This window comes from Aureisphaera galaxeae, from assembly GCF_028561275.1.
Classification (GTDB): domain Bacteria; phylum Bacteroidota; class Bacteroidia; order Flavobacteriales; family Flavobacteriaceae; genus Aureisphaera; species Aureisphaera galaxeae.
The window spans coordinates 97821-121874 of the sequence record NZ_JAQQTF010000010.1 but is presented as its reverse complement, the minus strand read 5'-3'; the positions used below and the strand labels follow the sequence as shown (position 1 = coordinate 121874).

The 24054-nt window shown below is 41.6% G+C and carries 23 protein-coding genes; 12 read left to right on the top strand and 11 right to left on the bottom strand.

What is annotated here, in order from left to right:
- Nucleotides 1-45 precede the first annotated feature (45 nt).
- Nucleotides 46-564 carry a DUF4136 domain-containing protein gene (locus tag POV27_RS16230; RefSeq protein ID WP_272863844.1) on the top strand — a complete coding sequence of 173 codons (519 nt, stop codon included), beginning with the start codon at nucleotides 46-48 and terminating at the stop codon, nucleotides 562-564.
- Between the two features lie 28 nt (nucleotides 565-592).
- Here the strand turns inward: POV27_RS16230 and POV27_RS16225 are convergent, their stop codons facing one another.
- On the bottom strand, nucleotides 593-964 hold the full coding sequence (locus tag POV27_RS16225) for a DoxX family membrane protein (RefSeq protein WP_272863843.1): 372 nt from the start codon (nucleotides 962-964) through the stop codon (nucleotides 593-595).
- Between the two features lie 124 nt (nucleotides 965-1088).
- Between POV27_RS16225 and POV27_RS16220 the strand changes: the two genes are divergently transcribed.
- The 4 genes from POV27_RS16220 to POV27_RS16205 all read left to right on the top strand — a co-directional run bounded on the left by POV27_RS16220 (nucleotide 1089) and on the right by POV27_RS16205 (nucleotide 5717).
- Nucleotides 1089-2048, top strand: a complete 960-nt coding sequence (locus POV27_RS16220) for a tetratricopeptide repeat protein (protein ID WP_272863842.1) — start codon at nucleotides 1089-1091, stop codon at nucleotides 2046-2048.
- A gap of 110 nt (nucleotides 2049-2158) precedes the next feature.
- A complete protein-coding gene (locus tag POV27_RS16215) occupies nucleotides 2159-3514 on the top strand; it encodes a UDP-N-acetylmuramate--L-alanine ligase (protein WP_272863841.1) in 1356 nt (451 codons plus the stop codon).
- Nucleotides 3515-3734: 220 nt separating this feature from the next.
- The gene (locus POV27_RS16210) at nucleotides 3735-4931 is read left to right on the top strand and encodes a hypothetical protein (RefSeq protein WP_272863840.1); all 1197 of its coding nucleotides are present in this window, start codon (nucleotides 3735-3737) and stop codon (nucleotides 4929-4931) included.
- Nucleotides 4932-5066: 135 nt separating this feature from the next.
- The gene (locus POV27_RS16205; protein WP_272863839.1) at nucleotides 5067-5717 is read left to right on the top strand and encodes a hypothetical protein; all 651 of its coding nucleotides are present in this window, start codon (nucleotides 5067-5069) and stop codon (nucleotides 5715-5717) included.
- On the opposite strand, the gene POV27_RS16200 is transcribed toward POV27_RS16205, so the two are convergent.
- Together POV27_RS16200 and POV27_RS16195 are read right to left on the bottom strand one after the other, a co-directional pair.
- A complete protein-coding gene (locus POV27_RS16200; RefSeq protein WP_272863838.1) occupies nucleotides 5718-6323 on the bottom strand; it encodes an FMN-binding negative transcriptional regulator in 606 nt (201 codons plus the stop codon).
- A 3-nt stretch (nucleotides 6324-6326) separates the two neighbouring features.
- Nucleotides 6327-6770, bottom strand: coding sequence for a DUF1569 domain-containing protein (locus POV27_RS16195; protein ID WP_272863837.1), 444 nt, complete (start codon nucleotides 6768-6770; stop codon nucleotides 6327-6329).
- A gap of 73 nt (nucleotides 6771-6843) precedes the next feature.
- On the opposite strand from POV27_RS16195, the gene radC reads away from it, so the two are divergent.
- Genes radC through POV27_RS16165 form a run of 6 tightly spaced genes read left to right on the top strand, consistent with a single transcriptional unit; the run spans nucleotide 6844 to nucleotide 12333 of the window.
- A complete protein-coding gene (radC, locus tag POV27_RS16190; RefSeq protein WP_272863836.1) occupies nucleotides 6844-7542 on the top strand; it encodes a RadC family protein in 699 nt (232 codons plus the stop codon).
- A complete protein-coding gene (locus POV27_RS16185) occupies nucleotides 7542-8831 on the top strand; it encodes a DUF7033 domain-containing protein (RefSeq protein WP_272863835.1) in 1290 nt (429 codons plus the stop codon). The genes radC and POV27_RS16185 overlap by 1 nt, the downstream gene beginning before the upstream one ends.
- The gene (locus POV27_RS16180; protein WP_272863834.1) at nucleotides 8824-9516 is read left to right on the top strand and encodes a YjjG family noncanonical pyrimidine nucleotidase; all 693 of its coding nucleotides are present in this window, start codon (nucleotides 8824-8826) and stop codon (nucleotides 9514-9516) included. The genes POV27_RS16185 and POV27_RS16180 overlap by 8 nt, the downstream gene beginning before the upstream one ends.
- 51 nt (nucleotides 9517-9567) lie before the next feature.
- Entirely contained in the window at nucleotides 9568-10128 is a 561-nt protein-coding gene (locus POV27_RS16175) for a hypothetical protein (RefSeq protein WP_272863833.1), read from the top strand.
- 4 nt (nucleotides 10129-10132) lie between these two features.
- On the top strand, nucleotides 10133-11533 hold the full coding sequence (locus POV27_RS16170; protein ID WP_272863832.1) for a DUF5723 family protein: 1401 nt from the start codon (nucleotides 10133-10135) through the stop codon (nucleotides 11531-11533).
- On the top strand, nucleotides 11530-12333 hold the full coding sequence (locus tag POV27_RS16165) for a hypothetical protein (protein WP_272863831.1): 804 nt from the start codon (nucleotides 11530-11532) through the stop codon (nucleotides 12331-12333). Before POV27_RS16170 ends, POV27_RS16165 begins: the two co-directional genes overlap by 4 nt.
- Here POV27_RS16165 and POV27_RS16160 read toward each other — a convergent pair.
- Nucleotides 12330-13607, bottom strand: a complete 1278-nt coding sequence (locus POV27_RS16160) for a replication-associated recombination protein A (RefSeq protein WP_272863830.1) — start codon at nucleotides 13605-13607, stop codon at nucleotides 12330-12332. The genes POV27_RS16165 and POV27_RS16160 overlap by 4 nt on opposite strands.
- 88 nt (nucleotides 13608-13695) lie before the next feature.
- Here POV27_RS16160 and POV27_RS16155 point away from each other — a divergent pair, with 88 nt between their 5' ends.
- Nucleotides 13696-14460, top strand: coding sequence for a rhomboid family intramembrane serine protease (locus POV27_RS16155; RefSeq protein ID WP_272863829.1), 765 nt, complete (start codon nucleotides 13696-13698; stop codon nucleotides 14458-14460).
- A gap of 2 nt (nucleotides 14461-14462) precedes the next feature.
- Here POV27_RS16155 and rlmB read toward each other — a convergent pair whose 3' ends face one another.
- From rlmB to POV27_RS16120, 7 genes are all read right to left on the bottom strand, one after another.
- Nucleotides 14463-15206 carry a 23S rRNA (guanosine(2251)-2'-O)-methyltransferase RlmB gene (gene rlmB / locus POV27_RS16150; protein ID WP_272863828.1) on the bottom strand — a complete coding sequence of 248 codons (744 nt, stop codon included), beginning with the start codon at nucleotides 15204-15206 and terminating at the stop codon, nucleotides 14463-14465.
- An 89-nt stretch (nucleotides 15207-15295) separates the two neighbouring features.
- The gene (locus POV27_RS16145; protein ID WP_272863827.1) at nucleotides 15296-16252 is read right to left on the bottom strand and encodes a T9SS type A sorting domain-containing protein; all 957 of its coding nucleotides are present in this window, start codon (nucleotides 16250-16252) and stop codon (nucleotides 15296-15298) included.
- Nucleotides 16253-16454: 202 nt separating this feature from the next.
- Nucleotides 16455-17045 (bottom strand): hypothetical protein, encoded by a 591-nt coding sequence (locus POV27_RS16140; protein WP_272863826.1) that lies wholly within the window; start codon nucleotides 17043-17045, stop codon nucleotides 16455-16457.
- Between the two features lie 20 nt (nucleotides 17046-17065).
- Nucleotides 17066-18712, bottom strand: coding sequence for a SusD/RagB family nutrient-binding outer membrane lipoprotein (locus POV27_RS16135; protein WP_272863825.1), 1647 nt, complete (start codon nucleotides 18710-18712; stop codon nucleotides 17066-17068).
- 20 nt (nucleotides 18713-18732) lie between these two features.
- The gene (locus POV27_RS16130) at nucleotides 18733-21990 is read right to left on the bottom strand and encodes a SusC/RagA family TonB-linked outer membrane protein (RefSeq protein ID WP_272863824.1); all 3258 of its coding nucleotides are present in this window, start codon (nucleotides 21988-21990) and stop codon (nucleotides 18733-18735) included.
- A gap of 183 nt (nucleotides 21991-22173) precedes the next feature.
- Nucleotides 22174-22608, bottom strand: coding sequence for a hypothetical protein (locus POV27_RS16125; RefSeq protein ID WP_272863823.1), 435 nt, complete (start codon nucleotides 22606-22608; stop codon nucleotides 22174-22176).
- An 11-nt stretch (nucleotides 22609-22619) separates the two neighbouring features.
- Nucleotides 22620-24047: a RagB/SusD family nutrient uptake outer membrane protein gene (locus POV27_RS16120; RefSeq protein ID WP_272863822.1), complete on the bottom strand. Its 1428-nt coding sequence runs from the start codon at nucleotides 24045-24047 to the stop codon at nucleotides 22620-22622.
- Nucleotides 24048-24054: the final 7 nt, after the last annotated feature.

Sequence of the window (24054 nt, the reverse complement as noted above, 5' to 3'; positions counted from 1 at the left end):
CTAACAAAGTCATTTTCGTTATCTTTATTCAAAAAGATAACTGTTATGAAATTATTGACAATCCTTGCCCTGAGTTTATTGTTGGCTTCTTGTGGCGCCACTGTTGCGGTGGATTATGAAGAGCAGACCGATTGGAGTCCCTATACCCAATACCAGTTTTATCCCAATATCGATTCAGGTCTTAGCGAATTGGACAATAAGCGCATTATAATGGCGGTAGACAGCGCATTTGGCTTCACCCGCTATACAAAGAGCGCCAATCCTCAATTCTTGATAAATTTCTATGCTGAAGAAGCCTTATCCAATTCCAGAAATACCATTGGTTTGGGTCTTGGCGGTGGTGGAGGTAATGTAGGTGTTGGAGGAAGCGTGGGAATCCCCATTGGCGGGCCTGTTATTGAACAACAAATTACCATCGATTTTATAGATTCAGAAAAAGATCAACTTATCTGGCAAGCTGTGGTGGACTGTAAACTAAAGGAAAGGGCTACTCCCGAACAGAAAGATGCCCATTATGTGAATGTCATTATGAAGGCATTGAAGAAGTTTCCCCCTAAAAAGTAAAAAAGGCCCGTTTGGGCCTTTTCCTATCTTAACTCAGTAATTCGTTGTATTTGTCCTTGTAGCCTATGAGCACTATTATGTTAAGCACTAAGAGGGCAATGGCCCCTGCACTATTTGCAGGATCCAAAGTTACATGGAACATGAGAGCGTTTACAGAAACACTCATTAGGATAATGGCCATTAAGGCTCCGAATTTGTTAAAAATTAGGGCAACACCTGCCAAAATTTCAACAATAGCGACCAATGTTAGTGTTTTGGTGCTGCTAAGTGCTCCAAAATACGTGGCCACATCTCCGGTGGGTTCTCCCATATCCAGCATGGGGATGAATTTGTTTAGGCCAAAGAACAGAACGAAGAGTCCGAGGAGGATTCTTATGACCATAAAAACTTTAGAGTTCATAACGGAAAAATTTAATTTGTTACCTTTTAAAGGTACTGAATTAAAAATAAAGCAGTTGCGTTAACGTTTCATTCTCAAGCAAGAATAAATAAGTTATTTATATTTGAAGTCCCAAAACAGAGCTATGAATAGACCCATATTACTATTCCTACTATTTATTTCCGTATCACTAACGGCTCAGAACAAATTCTTGGCTGCGGAAGCCCATTTCATTGCCGAAGAATACCAGAAAGCCAAGGCATTATTCGAAACTTACCTTGAAAATCATCCTGATCATGCGAAAACAAGGGAATATTTAGGGGATATAGCGAGTTACGCTAAAGATTGGGATACGGCTATTGACTATTACGAAGGATTGGTAGAGGAAGACGATACCAATGCGGACTATCATTTCAAATATGGTGGGTCCATGGGGATGAAAGCCCTAGAGATTTCACGGATCCGTGCACTGTCCTATATCGGGGACATTAAAAGGGAATTGGAGAAGGCTGCAAAATTGGATCCCAATCACATAGAAGCACGTTGGGCATTGGTGGAGTTTTACATTCAGTTGCCGGGTATTATTGGAGGTAGTGAGAAAAAGGCAATTCGTTTTGCCAATCAGTTGGCCAAAATATCCCCAGTAGATGGTCATTTGGCTCAAGGCTACATTGCCGAATACAGTAAACGTCCAGAAGATGCAGAAAAACACTATAAGGATGCCATTACCGTGGGAGGATCGGTTCATACGTATGAAAAATTGTCGAATTTATACGAGACCACCGATCAGCCAGATAAAGCGATTCGTACTATTGAGACCTGTCTCAAGGTGCATGATAGAAACGCATTGCGTTATCAGATTGGTAAAATAGCTGCACAGTACAATTTGGATGCCGAATTGGGGATTAATTGTCTTCAGAAATACATAGAAAATCACTCGGTAAGCGATGGTGTTCCTAAGGATTGGGCTTACTTTAGATTGGCGCAGATCTATAAAAACATAGGGGAGAAGGAAACGGCCTTGCAATGGATTGATAAAGCACTTCGTGATCGCCCCGATTTTAAGGAAGCCAAAGAGGAAAGACAAGTTATCTTAGGGCTTTAATTTCAGTATTCAATTCAAATTAACAACGCAGCGGGTGCCATCAAGGTATTTGCAGTATCTTTACTTCGTTAAACGAGTTATTCCAACAACAGGTTCTTTTCAGGAATTTTATGAGAGTACATTTTATAGCTATTGGTGGCGCAGCCATGCACAATTTGGCCTTGGCATTGCACGAAAAAGGGTATCAAGTAACGGGAAGTGACGATGTAATTTTCGATCCCTCCAAGTCGAGGCTGGAAGCCAAAGGGCTATTGCCCGAGACCTACGGATGGTTTCCCGAAAAGATATCGGATGCCTTGGATGCCATAATCCTTGGTATGCATGCTAAGCCCGATAACCCAGAATTATTGAAGGCACAGGAACTGGGCCTTACCATTTATAGCTATCCCGAATTTCTCTATGAGCAATCCAAAGAAAAAACACGGGTAGTAATAGGGGGGTCGCATGGTAAAACAACCATCACGTCCATGATTCTTCATGTACTGCAGTACCATGATAAGGATGTGGACTATATGGTGGGCGCCCAATTGGAAGGTTTTGATACCATGGTACGCCTTACTGATCATAATGATTTTATCGTTTTGGAAGGGGACGAATACCTTTCCTCTCCCATAGATCGCCGACCTAAGTTTCACTTATACAAGCCCAATATCGCCTTGTTGAGCGGAATTGCTTGGGACCACATTAATGTCTTTCCTACCTTTTCTGAATATGTAGAACAGTTTTCCATTTTTCTGGAGCAGATCACCCCTGGAGGGGCCATTATTTACAATGAAGAGGATGAAGAAGTAAAGAAGGTGGTGGAAAGTTCCAATCAGTTGATTAAAAAATACCCCTATGCCACACCACAATATGAGGTAGAGCATAGGGAAACCCTATTGGAAACCCCAGAAGGCCCCATGCCTATCGAAGTCTTTGGGAAGCACAACTTAAACAATTTGGAGGGGGCTCGGTGGATTTGTCAACTCATGGGTGTGGACCAAGATGATTTTTATGAAGCGATCGGCACCTTTAAGGGCGCGAGCAAGCGATTGGAAAAGATTGCCGAAGGAGCATCAAGTGTCGCTTATAAAGACTTTGCCCATTCTCCCAGTAAGGTGAAGGCGACTACCCAAGCCGTAAAAGATCAATACGCAGACCGGCATTTATTGGCCTGTTTGGAATTGCACACCTATAGTAGTTTAAATCCAGAATTCCTTTCCGAATATAAAGGGGCATTGGATGCTGCCGATACGGCAGTAGTTTTTTATTCCCCACATGCGGTCGAAATTAAGAAGCTGGATCCTATATCTGCCTATCAGATAGGAGAGGCCTTTCAAAGGGACGATCTTATCATTTATACCGATCCCAAAGCTTTTAAAGAGTACTTATTTGTCAAGAAACTTGAAAATACCTCGTTATTGTTGATGAGCAGCGGCAATTACGGCGGTTTGGATTTTGAAGAGATACAGAATATCGTATCTTAGAAGTATGCTTCAAAAAAGGTTTCTCCGAGACCGGGAAAACATTCACATTTCAACCAAGCGTTTCGTAAGGGCCATTCTATTAGGAATGGGTGCCACATTGTGCATTTATATCCTTTTTTGTGGTTTTAGGGAGGTTTTTCGCGCCATGGAATTTGGTTACACAAATGGGCCTTTGATTTTTGATGAAACAACAAGGAGCCGTCAAAACCTAAGTTTTGCCTTGATTTCAGTAGCTTTTGGTAATTCGGTTTTTTTGGGAACCCTTTTTACACGTCCAGTTAAAGGAACCCTGAGGAGAAATAGACGTCTGGCTATACTCAACGATCAACTATTCTTCGGGGCCAATTTTATTTATGTCTTCTTCAAAGTGTATATACTGTTTGGGATTTTTGCTTCCATGTGTTTTGATCTCCGTTATCTAATTGATCACAACTATATGTTTGTTCTAATAGCAGTTGTGATGTTCTTGGAAAGCTGGAAGCACATTACGAGAACCTTCAGAAAAAGTGCTTTTAAGGTGCTGCTGATCAATGCGCTAGTGCTTGGTGCAGTCTCGTTGGTCCTTTCCCAAACATCCATATTCAATTATAAGAAAATGGATGCGGCTTTATTAGCTGGAAATCCAAAGATCGATGTGCCCATTAGTTCTTTTGAAAGTACTAATGAGGAATGGGGTTGGGATCATTTGAAAGTCTATATGGATGATGGCACGGTGAAGTATAACTTGAATAAAGAACCCATACAGTTTGAAGATATTTATATTAAAGTAGTTGAGCGTCGATCTCGATTTCGCTGGGGGATGCCTGGAAGAAGTCATGTATGCCTATTAGCTTCGCATGATCTGCCGATTTCAGAAATTAAGAAGATAGAAAAGCAATTGTTTTTAGCCGAAGCGCGCAAAATAATGTACGTTACACGTAGACCAGAAGGGCAGTTTACAAGTAGGTACGATCTTGATGGATTGGCTTATTCTATAAGTCCGGATGATCTTGATGATAGTGATTATTTGGAAGGCGGAATTCCATTACCCCCGCCGGTTCCAGATGTTTTGATGAAAGAGCTCTTTGCTGATAAGGAGGAGATTGTGATAAACCTAGATGATGCTATCACGATACAGGAAAAGAAATATGTAGATAGGAATGAACTATTACGCTTTTTTAAAGACCACATAAATAACAAAACCTATTTCAATCTAAAATTTGAACCCAGTACCTCCTATCAAAACTACATATCTGTATTAGGGATCTACAAACAGGCCTTGTCAGAACTACGGGACGAAGTAACCACCATAGATTGGGAAAATGCAAGATATGGAGATACGCGTTATAAATATGAGGAGGAACAGAGGGAAGCTAAAGAGATGTATCCTTATTCCTTGCTTCATAACTTCGATACCAGCCGTATACCTGCCGATTAAGAGGCCATTATTCATGAAATCCGACCTATACATTTCATTGAAAAACAATAAACTCTAATTAGCTGCCGTTCAAAGAGCCTAACCAGTCAGCATATTCTATACAAATACTTTTTATTCACCTTAAACCATTGTATTATGTATAGACTTGCATTATTAGCACTAACCGCATTGTTTTTGGTCGTATCCTGCAACAGCGACGATAGCAATAGCAATCCTCCCGAAAATGAACCTGCAAATTTTTATGCCCTTAAAATAGGCAACAGTTGGGAGTACGAAGTTGCCACCTACAGTTTTGTAGAGGAAGAATACCAAATTCAAGATCTTACCGTCACCAATACCATAATAGGAGATAGTATCATTAATGGGGAAACCTATTTCGTTTTTAAGACAACCAGTGAAGGAACTTATGAATGTAGCCCTTGTGAAAATTGTTTTAGGGATGAGATCGTGAGGGATTCGCTCGGGTACTTAATTAACGACCATGGCGATATTTTGTTTTCGAATACCCCGACCGAAGATTACTTGATTAGTCCAACATCATGGGGAGGTATTTATGGGAAATATGTAGGGGAGAATGTGGAGATAAGTACACCGGCAGGGGATTTTGAAACCACTAAAAATGAAATATACGGGGTCTTTTCGAGTGGGGAAACCACACCCAGTCGGGATTCACATTTAATCGCAGAAAACATTGGAAGGATTCGAAGAACCGTGAGTTTAATAAGTAATGAGATACCCTTATACAGGATGACACTTAAATCGTATTCCTTGGTAGATGGGGACTAATTAGGAATACATATCTTCTATAAAATCCAGGGCTTGGTCTCTGGATTTTTCTATTAGAGCCTGTTTGGCCAATGCCTGATCCCGCTTGTTCTTATCCTGCGAAAGTTTAAATTTTCCTTCCCAATGTGTAATGGTAATATCGAACGCCTGAATATAAGGCACCGCGGCTTCCATTCTAGGGTTGTCTTTTTCCAGAACAAACTTTTGGTCTTTTCCTTCCAAGAATTCGGTCATGGCGATCATGGTATCCTTGGCCGCTTCAGGATCATTAATACGGGTAATGATTCCAGTTACATGAACGATGAGGTAATTCCAAGTAGGTAATTGAGTAGTGGAGTAGACACTGGGAGAGATGTAAGTGTCAGGCCCCTTAAAGACTACCGTTACTTCTGCCCCATCTACCAAGGTTTCCACTTGCGGATTGTATTTGTCTATATGAGCTACCAGACGTTTGGATTCCTCATTATAAATGATGGGAATGTGAGTTACATAAGGTGTGCCGTTTTTTGCGGAAACGAGCATTCCCAAAGGATAATGCTTAACAAGGGATATCATTTTTTCGATATCCTCAATTTGGTGATGTGGAGGGGGATATTTTTGGTTCATAGGCTATGCGCCAAATTGGCGTAAATGGTGGTCTAGATGTTTGTACTGCATTTTACCCCACTGTTCTTTGGTAAAGTATCCGAATCCTGGATGGGGATTCCATTCTTCTTGTCCTTTTCTAGACTCAAACTCTACCAGTAATTCTTCAAGTACCGCCTTTTCTTGGTTAAAATCCCTAGGCTCTGTTTCCTTCAGGAACTTCGCCGTGGGAAGGTTTTTTCGCCAAATTTTATCATTGTACAAAGACTTTTTGAAAAATACCTTAGCCAACCAATTGGGTTTCATGCCGTAGTCGTTCTTTCCTAGCATAATATTAAACGGTCCTTGGCAATGGCGCATCATTTGTCCTACGGACATCTTTCCCCAAAGTCTTTCGGAGTTTTCATTTAAATTGTCCATTCGCGACCTTATTTCAGAATAGGCATCTGCATCAAATAATGATTTCATTTTCTTCAAAAATTTTATAGAACTGTATCTAATTTTAAAGATACATTATTATCTTTATTGTAAAGCGAATTGTTTGGGGGAAAACAGTACATCTTTTTCGATTAAAACCTGGAACGAAGACGACCGTCCCAGGGAAAAGCTATTGGTGAAAGGGCCATCTGCCCTTAGCGATGCCGAGTTAATTGCCATTCTTATAGGTTCCGGAAATAGAAACGAAAGCGCAGTGGGTTTAAGCAAGCGTATTTTGGCTCAAGCAGGGAACAGTCTTAAAGAACTGGGAAAGAAATCCATACCCGATCTTTTAGGGTTTCATGGAATAGGAGAGGCCAAGGCCATCACCATTTTGGCGGCCATGGAATTGGGCCGAAGACGGCAGGCAGAAAATGTTTTGGAACGGAGAAGGATCACTTCGAGCCAAGCAGCCTTCGAATTTTTACGTCCCATGTTATCCGATCTTCCCCATGAAGAATTTTGGGCGGTGTACTTAAATAATTCCAATAAAGTTTTACAAACGCACCAACTCAGTAAAGGAGGGATTACAGGAACCGTAGTCGATATTAGGCTTACCATGAAAACCGCACTGCAATTGGGCGCTATAGGTATTATTCTGGCGCACAATCATCCCAGTGGTACTTTAAGGCCCAGCGAAGCAGATAAGCAATTGACCCAGAAATTTGTCTTTGCAGGAAACAGTTTGGACATTAAAATCCTCGACCATCTTATTATCACCGAAAAGACGTACTTTAGCTTTGCCGATGAACAATTGCTGTAATGCTTTTAGTCTACACTCAAAAACAAACTCCACGACTAGATTATTCCTTTAAGCATATTTGCACCCGAATTTTGGGGTATCCCGTTTCGTTTACTTCGGTTATTGAAGAGTTTATAGCGCACCAGGGGCCTAAACTGTCCTATGGAAAGCAACCCATGGGCAATGAGCTGTTCATACAGGCACATGGATTGCTATTTCAACAGGGGTTTGAAGATGTTGAAGTAAATGTATCGCCCTGGGAAGATACTATAGGTTTCTTTGGGACGGGAGAAAAGAGTGCGTTACCGTTCGATATCTTTGCGGCGACATTTTATCTCTTAAGCCGCTATGAAGAGTACATGCCGCATGTAAAGGATGAATTGGGCCGTTTCCCTGCAGAAGAGAGCTTAGCGTATAAGGAAGATTTCTTGAAGCAGCCCGTAGTGGATAAGTGGGCATTTCGTTTTCAAAAAGTACTGCTGGAGTATTTCCCAACTGTAGAAACTCACTCCAGAAGTTATATGATCCATCACGTAGTGCAAGCGAGTCGACCTTTTGAGTTTTCCCAGCGTGGGTTTTTAAGGAATGTAATGGGGTATGGGCGCGACTTAATAGGTCTCCGTTTCAAGAAAATACTACTGCGCAGTCGCGTATTGCTTTATCTAAGGAAGGATCCCTACGATACCTTTACATGGATCATAAATGCTTCTAAGAAGAATGGAGCGAAGCTTTCGGTGTTTTTTCTGCTTGGGGAAGGCTTTACCTTTCGGGAGGATATCAATGCCAAGCGAAAAAAAGTAAAGCTATTGGTAAAACAAGTGGCAGATTACACCTATGTAGGCCTCGTTTTCTCCTTTCATTCGCTTATGGATATGCTGCGTTTAAAGATGGAAAAGAAGGAATGGGAAGAGCTTATTCACCGATCTTTGGGCAATACTATGAACGACCGGTTTAAAGTCGGTTTGCCAAGTACCTATAGAAATTTGTTGGAATTGGAGATAAAAAGGGACTTTTCGATGCTTTATGATTCCGAAGTAGGATTCAGGGCAGGAACCTGTACACCCTTTCTGTTCTACGATCTGGATTACGAAATAAAAACCCCTTTGATTATTCATCCGGTTTGCGGTGTTACAGGAGCGCTGTACAATAAAAAAGCGGCAGAGCAGGAAACAACCACGAATGAGCTAATAAAGGAAGTAAAACAAGTGAATGGGACCTTTTCCTTGGTATTTTCAAACAAAGATTTTACGGCTGTGAAGCATAATAAATGGTGGAAAGAACTATTTTCGAGAAGCGAAACAAATGAATAAACTAGGAATAAAACACATTTTCTTCGATTTAGATCATACCCTATGGGACTTTGATCGAAACTCAATGCTTGCATTTCGGCGCATGTTCGAAGCTTACAGCATTCCGGTGCCTTTGGAGGATTTTATAAAGGTATACGAACCCATAAATTTCGAATATTGGAAAATGTATCGGGAAGAGCGAATCGATAAGCAAGGTTTGCGAAGGGGACGATTTTTGGATTCCTTTAAACCTTTTGGGGTTACATTCTCCATGGAAGAGATCGATACCCTTGCCACATCCTATATTGATGAACTACCAAAAGACAACTATTTGTTCGACGGGGTCACGGAAATGCTGGATTACCTCCTCTACAAAGGGTACGAAATGCACATTATTACCAATGGTTTCGAGGAAGTGCAACACCTGAAACTGCGAAACAGCTCCATAGATCACTTTTTCCGGACCGTGACGACCAGTGAAGAGGTTGGGGTTAAAAAACCAAATCCGTTGGTGTTCTACAGAGCTTTGGAGAAAGCCAGTGCCCAACCCTTGGAAAGTATCATGGTTGGAGATACCTTCGAAGCCGACATTTTGGGGGCCGAAGAAGTGGGGATGCACACCTTGTTTTTTAACTATAGAAAGGAGAATCCGCCTGCCCAATATCGTGTTATAAATCGAATTACCGATATTAAAAATCATTTGTAGCTATACTAATTGGGCTTATATTTGCGTTACTTATGTTAAAGCCCAACCCCAATGAAAAAGAACCTACTAATCCCTGCGCTTTGTGTCTTTGGAGGCTTACTGTTTTTCTCCTGCGTCAAGGACACGGATTTTGACGAAGCCGAAAATGTTGCGGCCACTCCCGTGGTGGAACTAAATCTCATTCACTTCAATGTGGGTGCCAATGAGTTTTATGATACCATCACCAATACTCCAAGGTTAATCTTAACGGATACTACCGAGATTCGTTTTTTGGATGATACGGAGATTCAGGAAAGTCTTTTACGAGCCGATTTCCTATTTCGTTTTAGGAATAGCATACCGCGAACATTTGTGGTAGACTTTCAGTTCTTGAGCGAACAAAATGAAATTACCTACGCTACCTCTACTACCGTCCCAGCAGGTACCGAACAGATTCCAGCCACACCACCCGATTTTATTCAGGTGGTAGAAGGAGACGATATCGCATTGCTTACACAAGCCAATAAGGTGGTGGCAAATGTGACCATTCCTTCGGCAGATGCTGATCTTGTGGGTAATCTGAACCTTCAGTCGAAAACGACCTATTATTTAGAGATTAAAGAGCGAAACTAACCCTATGAAAGTATTATCTCTTTTTATACTAGCCTTAGGGCTAACGGTAGGGGCTATGGCTCAAAATAAACAGATCTTATACGGATTTGAAGAAGTGCCTCAGGCATTATTGGTAAACCCTGGAGGGAAAATTAGCCCTAGCCAGAAAATGCACATAGGAATCCCCCTTTTGTCGCAGGTACATGTTAATGGTGGGTCTTCGGGCGTAAGTGTCTACGATATTTTCGGGAGGTCGTCTGTAGATATCAATGACCGTATCGAACAAAAGATTTTCGAAATGACCGAAAAGGACTTTTTTACGGCGACACAGCAGTTGGAAATACTGTCGTTTGGATGGCGATCCCCTAAGGATATTTATTATTCTGGAGGAGTCTACCAAGAATTCGATTTCATCTCTTACTTTCCAAGGGATTTGGCCATATTGGCATGGGAAGGGAATGCAAATTATATTGGTTATGAGTTCGATCTAGGTCAAGTAAGTGCCACTGCAGATGCTTTGATGGTCTATCATTTTGGCGCCAATAAAGAAATAAACAAAAGGTTGACGGTGGGAGCAAGAGCTAAAATCTACTCCAGTCTTCTAAGTGCCCGAAGTACAAATAACCAAGGAACCTTTGTTACCAATATAGGTGATGAGAATAGTGAAAACATCTATGAGCATACCGTGAATAATGTCGACATGACCGTAAACACTTCTGGTTTTACCGATAATCTTACAGCCAGCCAATTGGTGGGAAGGGCGTTTCTGGGAGGAAACCTAGGAGTGGGGGTCGATTTGGGGGCTACCTATGAGGTGACCGATCAAATAACGGCCAGTGCCAGTGTGTTGGATGTGGGAGCTATCTTCCATACCAAAAATGTGGAGAGTTATCAAGCAACCGGGACCTATACCCTGGATGGGATCGAACTTATTTTTCCGCCATTAAGCACGGGAGAAGCGGGTATCCCTTACTACGATAATTTAGAAGATGAACTGGAGCGCGAAATACCCATAGATACCATTACCAGTGGATATACCCAAATGCGCCCCATGAAGGTAAATGCCGGTGTAAAATACAGTTTTGGTGGTTTTGTGGGCGGACAGGAATGCGATTGTTTGAACAAAGGTGGAATAGAGCGTATGCAGGCAGTTGGATTGCAGTATTACAGCATCTTTAGACCTAAGGGTCCCCAGATGGCAGGAACCCTCTTTTATTACAGGCGTTTATTCGATTTCTTATCTGCAAAGGCTACCTATACAGTAGACTCTTATACCTTCACAAATGTGGGCTTGGGAGTAGCCACCAATATTGGAAAATTCAATTTTTATGTTGCAGCCGATAACATCCTCCGTTATGGAAATATTGCAAAGGCAAAAAGTGTATCTTTGCAGCTCGGTTTTAATATAAAATTTGATGAAGAATGAATAAATATGTAGTTGCTGTTTTTTTCATTATTTTTTCCTTATCCAAGGGATACTCGCAGTTAGATCTCAGCAGTTATAGTTTTGTTGTGGTCCCCGATAAATATGAATTTCAATTCGAGAACGATCAATACAAGCTCAATTCCCTAACGAAATTCCTTTTCAATAAATACGGTTTTCACGCTTATTTCAACAAGGAACTCCCCAATGTGGAACGTTGCGATGGTCTTTGGGCCGATGTTACCCGCCAGTCTGGATTTATTTGGACCAAGGTAAACGTTGTGCTCAGGGATTGTAATGGCGAGGTTATTTATACCAGTGATGAGGGGAAGAGTAAGCTGAAAGAGTATGGGAAGGCCTACCAAGAAGGAATTAGAGAGGCTTTTCAAAGTATTATTGCTCTTGGGGTAAATCAGAAGGAGATTAGGGAATTCGATTTTACCAAGGATCCACCAAAGCAGGATGTTGAAGAAGTAACGGAAGAAAAAAAGGAAGAAACAGCCGTGGTTGAGGTGAAAAAAGAATTGCCAAAAGAAACGTTGGAAAAGACAGCGATTCGTTCCAACGATTCTTTCTACGAAAACAATGGAAAGGTATTCATTCTTAAAGAGAAGGAGGAAGGGTTTAAGCTCTATGAATTGTTGGATGATCAATTGACCCTAAAGGGGCAGATTGAAAAAGTAGAGGAGGGCATGACCTTTACCGATACATCGGGCAATACCTTCAATTGTTCTTTCGACGATGAAAGAAATCTGGTCATTGCTACTTCTTTTCAAGAAATGGTGTTTAGGTACCAGCGCTAGTAGCTATATTTATCTCCCCATAATTTCGAAAGATAATTCCGAAGCGCAGCTTCCCGTTGATTATTCCCGGGATTGTACAATTGGGTTCCTATTATTTCTTCAGGTAAAAACTCGTGTGGAACGAAGTTTCCTTCAAAGTCATGGGCATATTGATAATTGTCTCCATATCCCAACTCCTTCATAAGCTTCGTAGGAGCGTTTCTAATGGATAATGGCACAGATAGGTCTCCCGTTTGTTTTACGAGCTGCTGAGCCTGCTTAATGGCCTTGTAAGAAGCATTACTTTTGGCAGAGGTCGCCAAATACACTGCGCATTGACTCAAAATAATCCTTGCTTCGGGATATCCAATGGTATTCACTGCTTGAAAAGTAGCGTTGGCGAGCACCAAAGCTGTCGGATTGGCCATGCCGATATCTTCTGAGGCAAGAATCACCAAACGCCTTGCAATGAACTTCACTTCTTCTCCACCTTCGATCATACGGGCCAGCCAATACACTGCTGCATTTGGATCGCTTCCCCGAATGGATTTTATAAAAGCTGAAATAATGTCGTAGTGTTGTTCTCCCGTTTTATCGTAGAGCACGGTGTTCTTTTGCACTTTCTGGGTCACCATTTCGTTGGTAATGGCCACTTTGTCCGATTCTTCAGAAAGCACCACCAGTTCTAGAATATTTAAAAGCTTTCGGGCATCGCCACCAGAAAGACGAATCAGGGCTTCTGTTTCTTTAAGTTCAATTTTTTTCTGGGATAAGATTTTATCCTCTTTTATCGCTCTTCTTATAAGTGTTTCCAGATCTTCCTTGGAAAAGGCTTTCAGGATATATACCTGACATCTGGATAATAAAGCGGGAATTACCTCAAAACTGGGATTTTCTGTAGTCGCTCCAATCAATGTAACCCATCCTTTCTCTACAGCTCCCAAAAGGGAATCCTGTTGCGATTTACTAAAACGGTGAATCTCATCTATGAATAAGATGGGATTCTTGGTCGAGAATAAGTCATCGCTTTTCTTTGCTTTTTGAATCACCTCCCGCACTGCGGCTACTCCACTATCCACGGCACTAAGGGTATAAAATGGACGTTTCGATTCGCTTGCAATGATATTGGCCAAGGTCGTTTTTCCCGTTCCTGGCGGTCCCCAGAAAATCATGGAAGAAATCATACCGGTCGATAATTGGGATGACAAGGCTCCCTTTGGGCCAATTAAATGTTGTTGGCTCAAGTAATCTTTTAAGGAAGTTGGACGGATTCTTTCGGCAAGAGGCGTACTCATAAAACAAAGTTACCATTTATTCCAAAGGGGATTACTGACAATTTATCATAAATTAGAACTTGGATTGTTTTTTGACAAGCATAAATCAATGAAAGAAAAGACAGCCCTCAGATTTTCGACGGATGTAGTACTGTATCCCTTACTCTTCATTTTTTCAATTTGGATGGTGTATTGGATAGAGGTGCGTTTTGATGTTAGTTTTAATCGGTGGGGCGTATATCCACAAACACTTAAAGGATTAAGAGGGGTGCTTTTCGCTCCTTTCATACATAGTGGGCTTTCCCATATATTCAATAATTCCATTCCCCTCTTTGTTTTGAGCATGGGGTTATTCTATTTCTATCGGGGTATTCGTTGGAAGGTTTTGCTCGTAGGTTTTGTTGCAACAGGTTTGCTTACATGGATCATTGCGAGACCCGCACTGCATATTGGGGCAAGTGGTATCGTGTATATGTTGGCGGCTTTCTTGTTTTTTAAGGGGATTGCCTCTAGACGTCTTCCATTGATCGCCCTGTCATTAATCGTGGTCTTTTTGTACGGAAGTATGGTTTGGTATTTATTCCCTGTGGATCCAAAAATTTCATGGGAGGGCCACCTTTCCGGATTTTTGGTAGGAATAGCTTTGGCATTGTTTTTTAAAGGACACCATCCCGTGGAGAATAAGAAATACGAATGGGAGAAAGAAGACTACAATGAAGAGGACGATGTCTTTTTGCAACACTTTGATGAGGATGGGAACTTCATAGAAAATCGATTAGAGCTAATGAAGGAGGAAGCCGAAGCAAAGGCCCGGCCAAAACGGATCATTAGAATAAAGTATTTTTATAAGGAAGCCAATAAGGAAGAAGAATAGGGCTATACATTCCTTCTTTGACGTACTGTTTCATACAGAAAGGCTCCACAAGCCACCGAAACATTCAAAGAATTGATTTCGCCTAACAATGGGAGGGAAGCTCGTTCGTCTACAAGGCCCAATACCGATTTGGATATTCCTTTACCTTCAGATCCCATAACAAGGGCCGTGGGTATGGTTAGATCGCAATCGTAAATGGACTGTTCCGTTTTTTCGGTGGCAGCGACCACTTTTATTCCAGAACCTTGTAGATAAAAAATAGCGTCCTTAATATGGTCTACTTTGCATAAGGGGGTCTTGAAAATGGCGCCAGCCGAAGTTTTTACGGTATCTCCACTTACAGGGGCCCCACCTTTCTTTTGAATGATAATGGCATCTACGTGAGTACATTCAGCCGTACGGATGATAGCACCAAAGTTACGGACGTCACTAATCTGATCCAGTATTAGAAACAAGGGAGCTTTGCTTTCATTGGAAAGAGCTTTCTCTACAACATCTTCTATAGATTGAAAAGCGATAGGGGATGAGAATGCTGCAATGCCCTGGTGGTTGGACCGGGTAAGCTTGTCCAGTTTTTCTCCGGGCACAAAGCTAATGGAGGTATTGCTTTCTTCTAGTGTAGTAACAATCTCATCTATGGTCGTGTTTTTAATTCCTTTCTGAACAAATAATTTGTCGATCGTTACATTAGACTTCACCGCTTCTAGAACGGGATAAATACCAAAGATGATGTGTTCCTTACTCATGAAAGTATATTTTGTGCGAATATAAGATTATATGGAATAAAAAAAGGGCCGTCGTATGACAGCCCTTCTTAATATTATAGAGTAAGAGATTACTTTACAATTCTAGTAGTAGCAACTTGGTTGTTTACTTCTACTTGTACGATGTAAGCTCCGCTTGTCATTTGAGACATGTCGATAGAAGTAGACAATGCATCAATGTTAGAAGCAGAGTATACTTGCTGACCCAATACGTTGTAGATAGCAACGTTAGAGATAGCTTCTTGAGCTTGAACGTTCAATCTGTCCTGAACTGGGTTCGGGTATACAGAAATATTCAAAGCTTCAAAAGTATCAACAGAAAGTGGAGTCTCAGAGTAAGTTACATCATCGATCCAGTACTCGTTGTTTGGTCCTACAGAGAAGAAGTTAAGTCCTCCCAATCCAGTTGGAACAGTTCCTCCTGAATCAGTGAAAGCAGTTCCTGGAGGAATTACTTCGTTACCGTCAACATACATGAACCAAGTAGCAGTAGAGATTCCACCAGAGATATCCCATCCCATGTAGATTCTAAACCACTGGTCGTGTGGGAAGGTGAAAGTAACAGCTCCTAAAGCAGAGTTGTCAATTTGTCCTTCACCAGGTGTAAGCAAGTCTCCGTTGAAAGGAATGTTTCCTACAACCCACTCTCCTCCAGCAATTGGAGTCACACCTTGGATGTTGAAATAGGCTTCCATGTTACTAGGTACATAGTACCAAAAGCTTAGGTACCAAGTTCCAAAGATTTTGTTACCCAAGTCTAGTACAGGATCGATAACGTCTCCTGCTCCTGGATCGGATGGACGAACATAGAAAGATAAACTTCCACTGAACGCTTGTGCGCTACTTGCTGTTCCCTCTGTAGAACAGTCAGAGAACCAGTCAATCCACCACTCGTTTGGTCCTGGGGTGCTACATACACCAGCTCCATCAGTTTCACCCTCAAGATCGTCAAAGAAAGCGTCGATCTGAGCATTTGCACTAAATGAAAAGCATGCTATAAGTAAAAGCAATAAATAATTTTTTCTCATAATAGATAAATTTAAAGTTTAATATGATCTCAAATGTACAAATTTTTTGGTAAAACCAATTTTCATGTATTGCTTTTTTTGTTAAAAAAGCCGCTAAATGTTGAATATTTGTCCATTTTCTCACAGTATCAAGGGTATATGAACAAAAAAAAGGGCAAAGTTTTAAAACTTTGCCCTTTTCGATTTATGATTCTTAACTTCCTTAAGAGTTGATAAAGATAACTCTGTAGAAGAAAGGAGCGTTAAAGTAAATACCACCAGATACCTGTCCTCCAACACTTGTGTTAGTGAACACTGTTCCGTCGGCCATTTCCAATTCCAATCTTATAGCTAAGAAAGTAGGAACTGTAATGTTAGCATCCGCAGGAAAAGCATCTAAGATGGTTTGCGTAGGGATGGTAAATGTACCTCTTGGCAACGCATTGGCATCTATACTAAACTCACTTTCAGCAAAGGAAGTGATGAATTGCTCTGAAAGAGGATTACCATTACCGTCACTCGTAGGAGTGGTTAGGTCTTGATCTTCCCACATTTGAACAAATACTCTAATCTCATTGAAGTCTGGTACAAAGCTTCCATTACCTTGTTGTACTTCAAGTGTCATTTCGATAAAGTTGTTGTCAGGATTGCTAAGTGTTACCAAGTCTGGTAGGTCACCAACAGTTCTTACAACTGCACCAGATTCGGTATCAACAGAGTCTAGTACTTCGTCGATGATCAAATCTGAATCCTCGCAAGAAGCTCCTGCTAGAACGACCATCGCTATCATTAAAAATTTGAAAATGTTTTTCATAATACGTGTCTTTTTAAATATTAGTTAGCAGGAGGGAATCCAGGTGATGGAGGGTTGTTGTCCCAGAATACCTGTACACCCACGTTTGGTTTTTGAGTAATGTTCGCATTTACGTTAGCTTCGTTAGCTGGGTAAAAGAAAGAACGTACAAAACCTCCTGGGCTAGGATCGATAACAAACTGTAATCCATCGTTAGGATAACCTGTTCTTCTATAGAAGTTGTATGGGTTCAAACCGTTTCCGTAGTGAGTGATAAAATTCTGGTTACCCAAGATTTCCCACTTACCAACGTTATTGGCACTTGCGAAGTCACCAGTAACGGTATTGATATAAGCATTTACTTCTGCACTTGTTGGCTCGAAGCTATCATCTGCATCGGAGTCAAGGTTACCAAATCCTTGCACCTTGGCAATAGACTTAGTTAAAGCACCTTGAAGGGCAGTTTGAGCGGCTCCATTGTTTCCAGCAGCAAGAGCAGCTTCAGCTACCATCAAGTCAGTGTAGGAAGCCAACATGATTGGTACAATTCCTGCACCTCCACCACCAGATCCTACAGTTGCAGAACCAAAGGTGTCATCATCAAATCGTCCTCCATAAGGATAAACTCCTCCAGCAGTTCTTAAGAAAGAATCAGGTGGAATACCGTTGTTGTCCCCGTGGTCACGACCCCAGTATCCATCCTCAACACTACAATAGATCATGTCGTTAGGGAAGTGTACAGGTCTAGGAGCCACAGAACAGTTTAGTGTTACTTGGTTTCCATCAGGATCACAAGAAGCACCTGGAGTACAGTCATTCTGACGGTAGAAGTAATATCTCATTCTTGGGTCTCCAAGCTCTAACATAGTATGCATAATCCAGTTAGCTCTATAACGCCCAGCACCAGAAGTGTTGTAATCTGCGTTATATCCTGGGTGTCTTGTATCTGGGTTAGCCTCGTTAGTTCCATACTGCCACTCGAAATCGTCAGCAGAAGAAGAAATATACATTCCTGGGCTATTTGCAATTGCATTGAAAGCTGCTGTGTTTCCGTTAGCAAGGTAAGCTTGCATCTTAACAGAGTTTCCTAGCTTTCTCCACTGGTCAGCATTATTTCCATAGTAGAAATCATTTTCAAGAGGAGTTCCTCCTTGATTCAAGAAATCGATTCCTTCGTCGATTAGAGCAATAGCTCCAGTGTATACATCCTGTCCAGGATCCGCAACAGGAGCTGGGAACTCGGTAGGATTTGTAGCTTGACTAAAAGGTACATCACCGAAGTTATCAACCAAAGTGATTAGTGTATATCCTTTTAGGATTCTCATAACTCCTAAGTGTAGGAAATTCTCGTTAGCTACTGCAATAGGCTCGGCAGCTGCCATATCGGAAAACATGTTTTGGTATGCCAATGTCCACTCACCATCCAAAGCAACAGGTTGGTAGTTGTTTACATAAGTTCTACCGAACATGTACTCCATTCTAGTTAATTGTGCTCCGTTACGACCTTGTTGGCGTATGAAGCTTGCAAAGTCTATTTGGATACGCGTTAAGAAACGATCTAAACTCGCGTTATCCGTCGTGATCTCATTCGGATCTTCAAGTAAATCTAAATCTGTGGTTTCGCAAGAGGTAAAAGCAAGTCCAAGAAGTAGAAAAACAATTGCTGATATTTTATTTAATTTTTTCATGTCTTATTCTTTTTTTAAAATTAGAAAGTAGCATTAATACTAAATCCATATCTCTTGCTACTTGGACCAGTTAAGAACTCGAATCCTGCTCCGTTACCAGCACCAAGACCAGTAGTGTTAGGATCGAAGTTAATTCCATCAGGAGTGTTGTAGGCATCATACCAAAGGTTGAAACCACTTACTTTAACTCTAAAGCTTCCGAATGGAGTCTTCTCAAGTAATTTGCTTGGTAGAGAGTATCCTAAAGAAACCTCTTGTAAACGAATTACAGAAGCATCGTAAACGGATAGGTCACTAGCCGCACTTGCGAATCCATTGGTAAAGTAGAAGTCAGAGTTGTTGATCTGGATGTTGTTAGGCTGTCCAGTATCTTGGTTAACCCCTTGAAGGATGTAAGTACCTAAACGATCTTCGGTATCTGTGGTAAGACCACGACCCAATAGGGTAGATACGTAAGTTGTAAAGATATCACCTCCAGAAACGTGGTTTACAGCAACGTTTAACGTAAGTCCTTTCCAAGACATGGTGCTAATGTAGTTCATTACGAAATCTGGGTTAGCATCACCAATCTTTGGAACCAATCCGTCTGAAGTTACGTTTTCAGCAACGTAGTTACCAGCGGCATCAATCAACGGCTGTCCATTTTCGTTTCTAGCTACTCTAGATCCGTAGATCGCTCCAAGAGGATCTCCTACGGTAGCAAAGTTTCCTAAGTTGGTGAAACCAGCATATACTACCTGATCAGTGTCTTGTCCTAAGTCTACTACTTCACTTTCGAAAGTGGTGTAGTTTACATTTACTTTCCAGTCGAATCCACCTGTATCAGACTTAAAGATGTTAAGACCTAAGTCAGCCTCGATACCATTAGATTCAATCTTACCAATGTTGTTATCGGTGAAACGTGCACCCGTAGAAGCAGGAATAGGCTGGTCCTCAACGATCAAGTCTGTAGTCTCTCTTGTAAAGTAAGAAACGTCAAAACTTAAACGGTTGAATAATTTACCTTCCGCTCCAAATTCGATCTCTTCGAAAAGCTCGGGCTTAATATCTGGGTTACCGATACTACTATCGGTAGTGTTTGTTGTAACGTCATTTCCGTCACTATCTTGGAATGCTTGCGTGTTAAGGTTTACAAGGGTTACAGTTGGATATCCAGTAACAAAGTTTGCGGAAGTTCCGTAACCAGCTCTCAACTTCAAGTAGTTAAGACCGTTGTCAGATGTAATTCCTTTGAAAGCACTTGTAGGTACGAAAGATGCACTTACAGATGGGTAGAACAATGAGTTGTCGTTAGAGTTAGATACCCAGTCATTTCTTCCAGAAAGGTTCAAGAAGAAGTAGTTATCATAGTCTAACAATATCTGTCCAAATACCCCAACGATGTTTCTTCTTACGTGGTTCTCAATCTGTACTCTTTCTACGAAACCAGAGTGGTCGAAGAAGTTAAATACCTGCTGATTGAAACTACGTAGTCCTAAACGGTTAAAGTCTGTACTCTTAGAAGTTGCCCCCAAAGAGAAGTTCATGTTCACCTTCTCGTTGAAGAAGCTAAAGTTGTTTCCAGAGAACACAATCCTGTGATCGTAGATAGTGTTAGAAGTATTTACGGTTTCGTAGAATCCTCTATCCACATTAATATCACCTGTTACACCACCACGGTTCTGTCTGTTTACAGAATCTTCTGAGTATGTATCAACACTCGCTTGGTAGAAAAGGTTGAAGTTGTCTGAAATATCATAATCGATAGCGGCGAATCCGTTAATACGGTTAACTAACTGAGAGAAACGAGCGTGCTTAGCAGTCCAAAGTGGGTGCTGAATCGCGTTGTCATCTCGGTAGTAGATACTTCCACCACTAGGAAGTTCGAAAGGTAGCTCGAAGAAGTCGATACTTCTTGGAGTATAGAAGAGGTCACCAAAGATAGAAGAACCAGATCCACCAACACTACTACCAAAACTAGTAGCTACTGGAGGAGTTTTAAGGTCTGTCTTGGTGTAAGTCATAGACCCTCTAATATTTACTTTGTTGTTAAGTTTAGCGTCTCCAGAGATGGTCAAGTTGTTACGCTTAACGTTGTTTCCTGGAGTAAATCCATCTTCATCTAGGTGAGAGAAAACAACTCCGTATCCATATTTTCCATCTTCACTTCTTCCTCTTGCGCTAACAGAAAGGTTAAGAGCAAGACCTTTACGGAAGAACTCCTCAACACTGTTTCTTGGCTTCCAATCATATCTGAAAGGCTCTCCGTTTGCGTCCTGGAATAACTCTTGGTATCCTGGATCGTTAGTAGCAAGCCAGTTAGAAGTAGCATAAGGGTGAGGAAGTGTTCCGTTCTCGTCGAACGCTGGGTCATTTGCCCATCCACCTAAACCGTCACGGTAGAATCCTGGCCCCCAGTTACTGTAGAACCATCCAAAAGCTTGGTCGAATCCACCACCAAAACGATCTTGGTAGTCTGGAAGAATAGAAACCTCATTTACGAACACAGAAGAAGAAATCTCGATTTCTTGCTTAGTGTTCTGAGCTCTAGAACTTCCTGTTTTAGTTGTAATAAGGATTACCCCATTACGACCCTCAGATCCATATAGCGTAGTTGCAGCCAAACCTTTAAGAATGTCCACACGCTCAATGTTGTTAGGGTCAATATCGAAAGAACGGCTAGATCCCATATTACCGTCAACAAAGTTTCCGGCCTCGTTGGTGTCATTACTAATCGGCACCCCGTCAATTACGTAAAGTGCGTTGTTGTCACCAGAGAAGGAATTGGTACCTCGAATAATTACCTTGTTGGCAGATCCAGACAAACCATTTTGAGTCGTGATATTAACACCAGCAGCTTTACCGGTCAATACACGAGTAAGGTCAGTCTGTGGACTTTCCTTAATGGACTCTTGCTGGATGGATGATACCGAGTACCCAAGAGCTTTTTTCTCTTTTTTAACGGCAAACCCAGTTACTACCACCTCGTTTAAGATCGAGGCATCCGGCTGCATTGCGAAAGAGATGTTGGACGTAGCAGCCGTCACAGCTTTCTCTTCGGTCTTGTAACTTAGGTAACTGTACACTAATGTTTGTCCTGCAGCCACATTGATGGAGTAGTTTCCATCAAAATCGGTCTGAGTACCATTAGATGTGCCTTTTACAATAACATTAACCCCAGGTAATGGCAGATTGGTTTCATCTGTCACCGTACCTGAGACCGTCTTTTCTTGTGCGAACGTAAGTTGCACTACAAACGCCAGTAATAGCGTTAAAATTCCACTAAACTTTGTTCTCATTTTATAATTTATTTGAATTAGCCAATGCCAAAAATCACAATAAAAAGTTAATTACACAACTTTTTATACTTAAAGTTTAGTTTTTTTTATGGGAATGTTAACGCATCGTTAGGGACTTCATCGGGTATCTATACTTGGGATTAAATGATATGTGAAAACATGTATATATATATTAAGGTATAATTAATCGTTCGATCGCAATGCGATATTGGCCTTTTTCCCAGAGGTGACCTCACTGCTTTCTTCGAATGCCAAGACCAAAGCTGCAAACTCTTCGGTAAGAGATACATTCATAGCCGAAAACAACAAACTCCCCCTTCTTTCATTGGCCGGAATGATCACCGAAGAATCAAATGAATAATTCTCGGGTGCTACCTCCGTTTCTTCGGTCACAACAATAATCCGAAGCTCCCTGTCCATGGGAGCTACATCGCTCACAAAAAATGAGATGGGAAAATCGATTAAAGGATTGTCGGCCGAAACAGGTATTTCCAAAGTAGCCCCTAGGGTAAATCCAGCTGTGGTATTCCGGTTGCCGTCAAAGTCGTCGTATGTTTCGTTGCAAGAAATAGTAATGGCAACGAAGAGTGATAATAAGATGATATGTGCTTTTTTCATTGTTATTCGATTTAGTAACCTGGGTTTTGTCTTAAGTTAGGATTTGCATCTAGGGATTCTTGTGCAATAGGCAGTTGGAATCGGTTGCTGTTAGCAGGTAGGTTGAGAATATTCGAGGGTGTTCCAGAACCATCGGCTTGGTCGCCGGTATTGCCTCGGTTCACAGCCAGTCCCCATCTTTTAAGATCGAAGAAGCGCTGGTATTCGAAAGCAAATTCCAGTCTTCGCTCTAATCGAATGGCATCCCTCAGTGCAGTTCCAGTTTCTCCACTGGGTGGATTGGTATATCTTCGGCTCCTCACTTGGTCCAATGCCTGCCTCGCGGCCGACTCGTTTCCAATATTAAAATAGGCCTCTGCTTTGTTCAATTCGGCTTCGGCGGCACGAAGGATTTTGTAGTCTACCTCCCCATTGGATTGACCTGCCCGCCCGAACAGTTTTTTAATACCATTGTACTGGGTACCACTGCTAGCCCCTTCAAAAGTGTAGGCCTCTTTTCTAATATCATCATCTGCATAAAGATTGTAAAGTTCGAAGGAAGCCACATACTCAGGAATTAGACTGTTCATGCTCCCTTGACTCCAAGCTATTCCAATGCTATTCCCCAAAATAGGGTCTACATTGGGAATGTAGAATACCAGCCCCGAACGACTGGAGTCTTCCCAGACACCTACTACGTCTTCCCTAGAAGCTAAAGGAGCCGATACTTCATTGGCTGTGTTTACCGCATTTTGCCATTGTCCCATATATAGGTACGCCCGGGATAATAAGATGCGTACAGCATCCTTGCCCATCCTACCCGCAGGATTTGTGTCGTTTATTTTCGATTTGGCATCTTCCAAGTCATCTACGATAAGACGGTACGTTTCGGCAACACTCAATCGTTCTGGTTCTATGTTGGGATCGGCCTGCATTACATAGGCTACTCCTAGTGAGCTTCCAGCATCACCAGATTGCGTTGGGATCTTGCCAAATAATGTTACCAGATTGAAATGTGCCAGTGCTCTTAATGCCTTCGCTTCGGCAATAATGTTGTCTCGACTTTCCCCTTCAAAACTTTCAGCAAAAAACAGAATCTGATTGGTTCGGAAAACCGTTGTGTACACATCATTATAGAGCGTAAGCAAAGTGCTATTAGGATTGTAAAGGTAATCGTGCAAATTACGCTTGGTGAAGCGTCCCGCTTGAGCCAGCGTTACATTGTCTGCTAGAACATCGGGTGCGCTTAGCATGGAACCTTGATCACTGCTACCATAAAAACCACCTCGGGTAAGTGCGGAATACGCACCTCGTATAGCATTTTCAAAATCCTGTGCCGTGGTAAAGGCATTTTCGGTCGCAAACTCATCAAAGGGCAATTGCTCTAAGTCGGCTTCGCATGAAGTGAAGAGCATTGCCATGGTCAAAATGACGGATATATTTATTTTAAATCTTTTCATAACTATA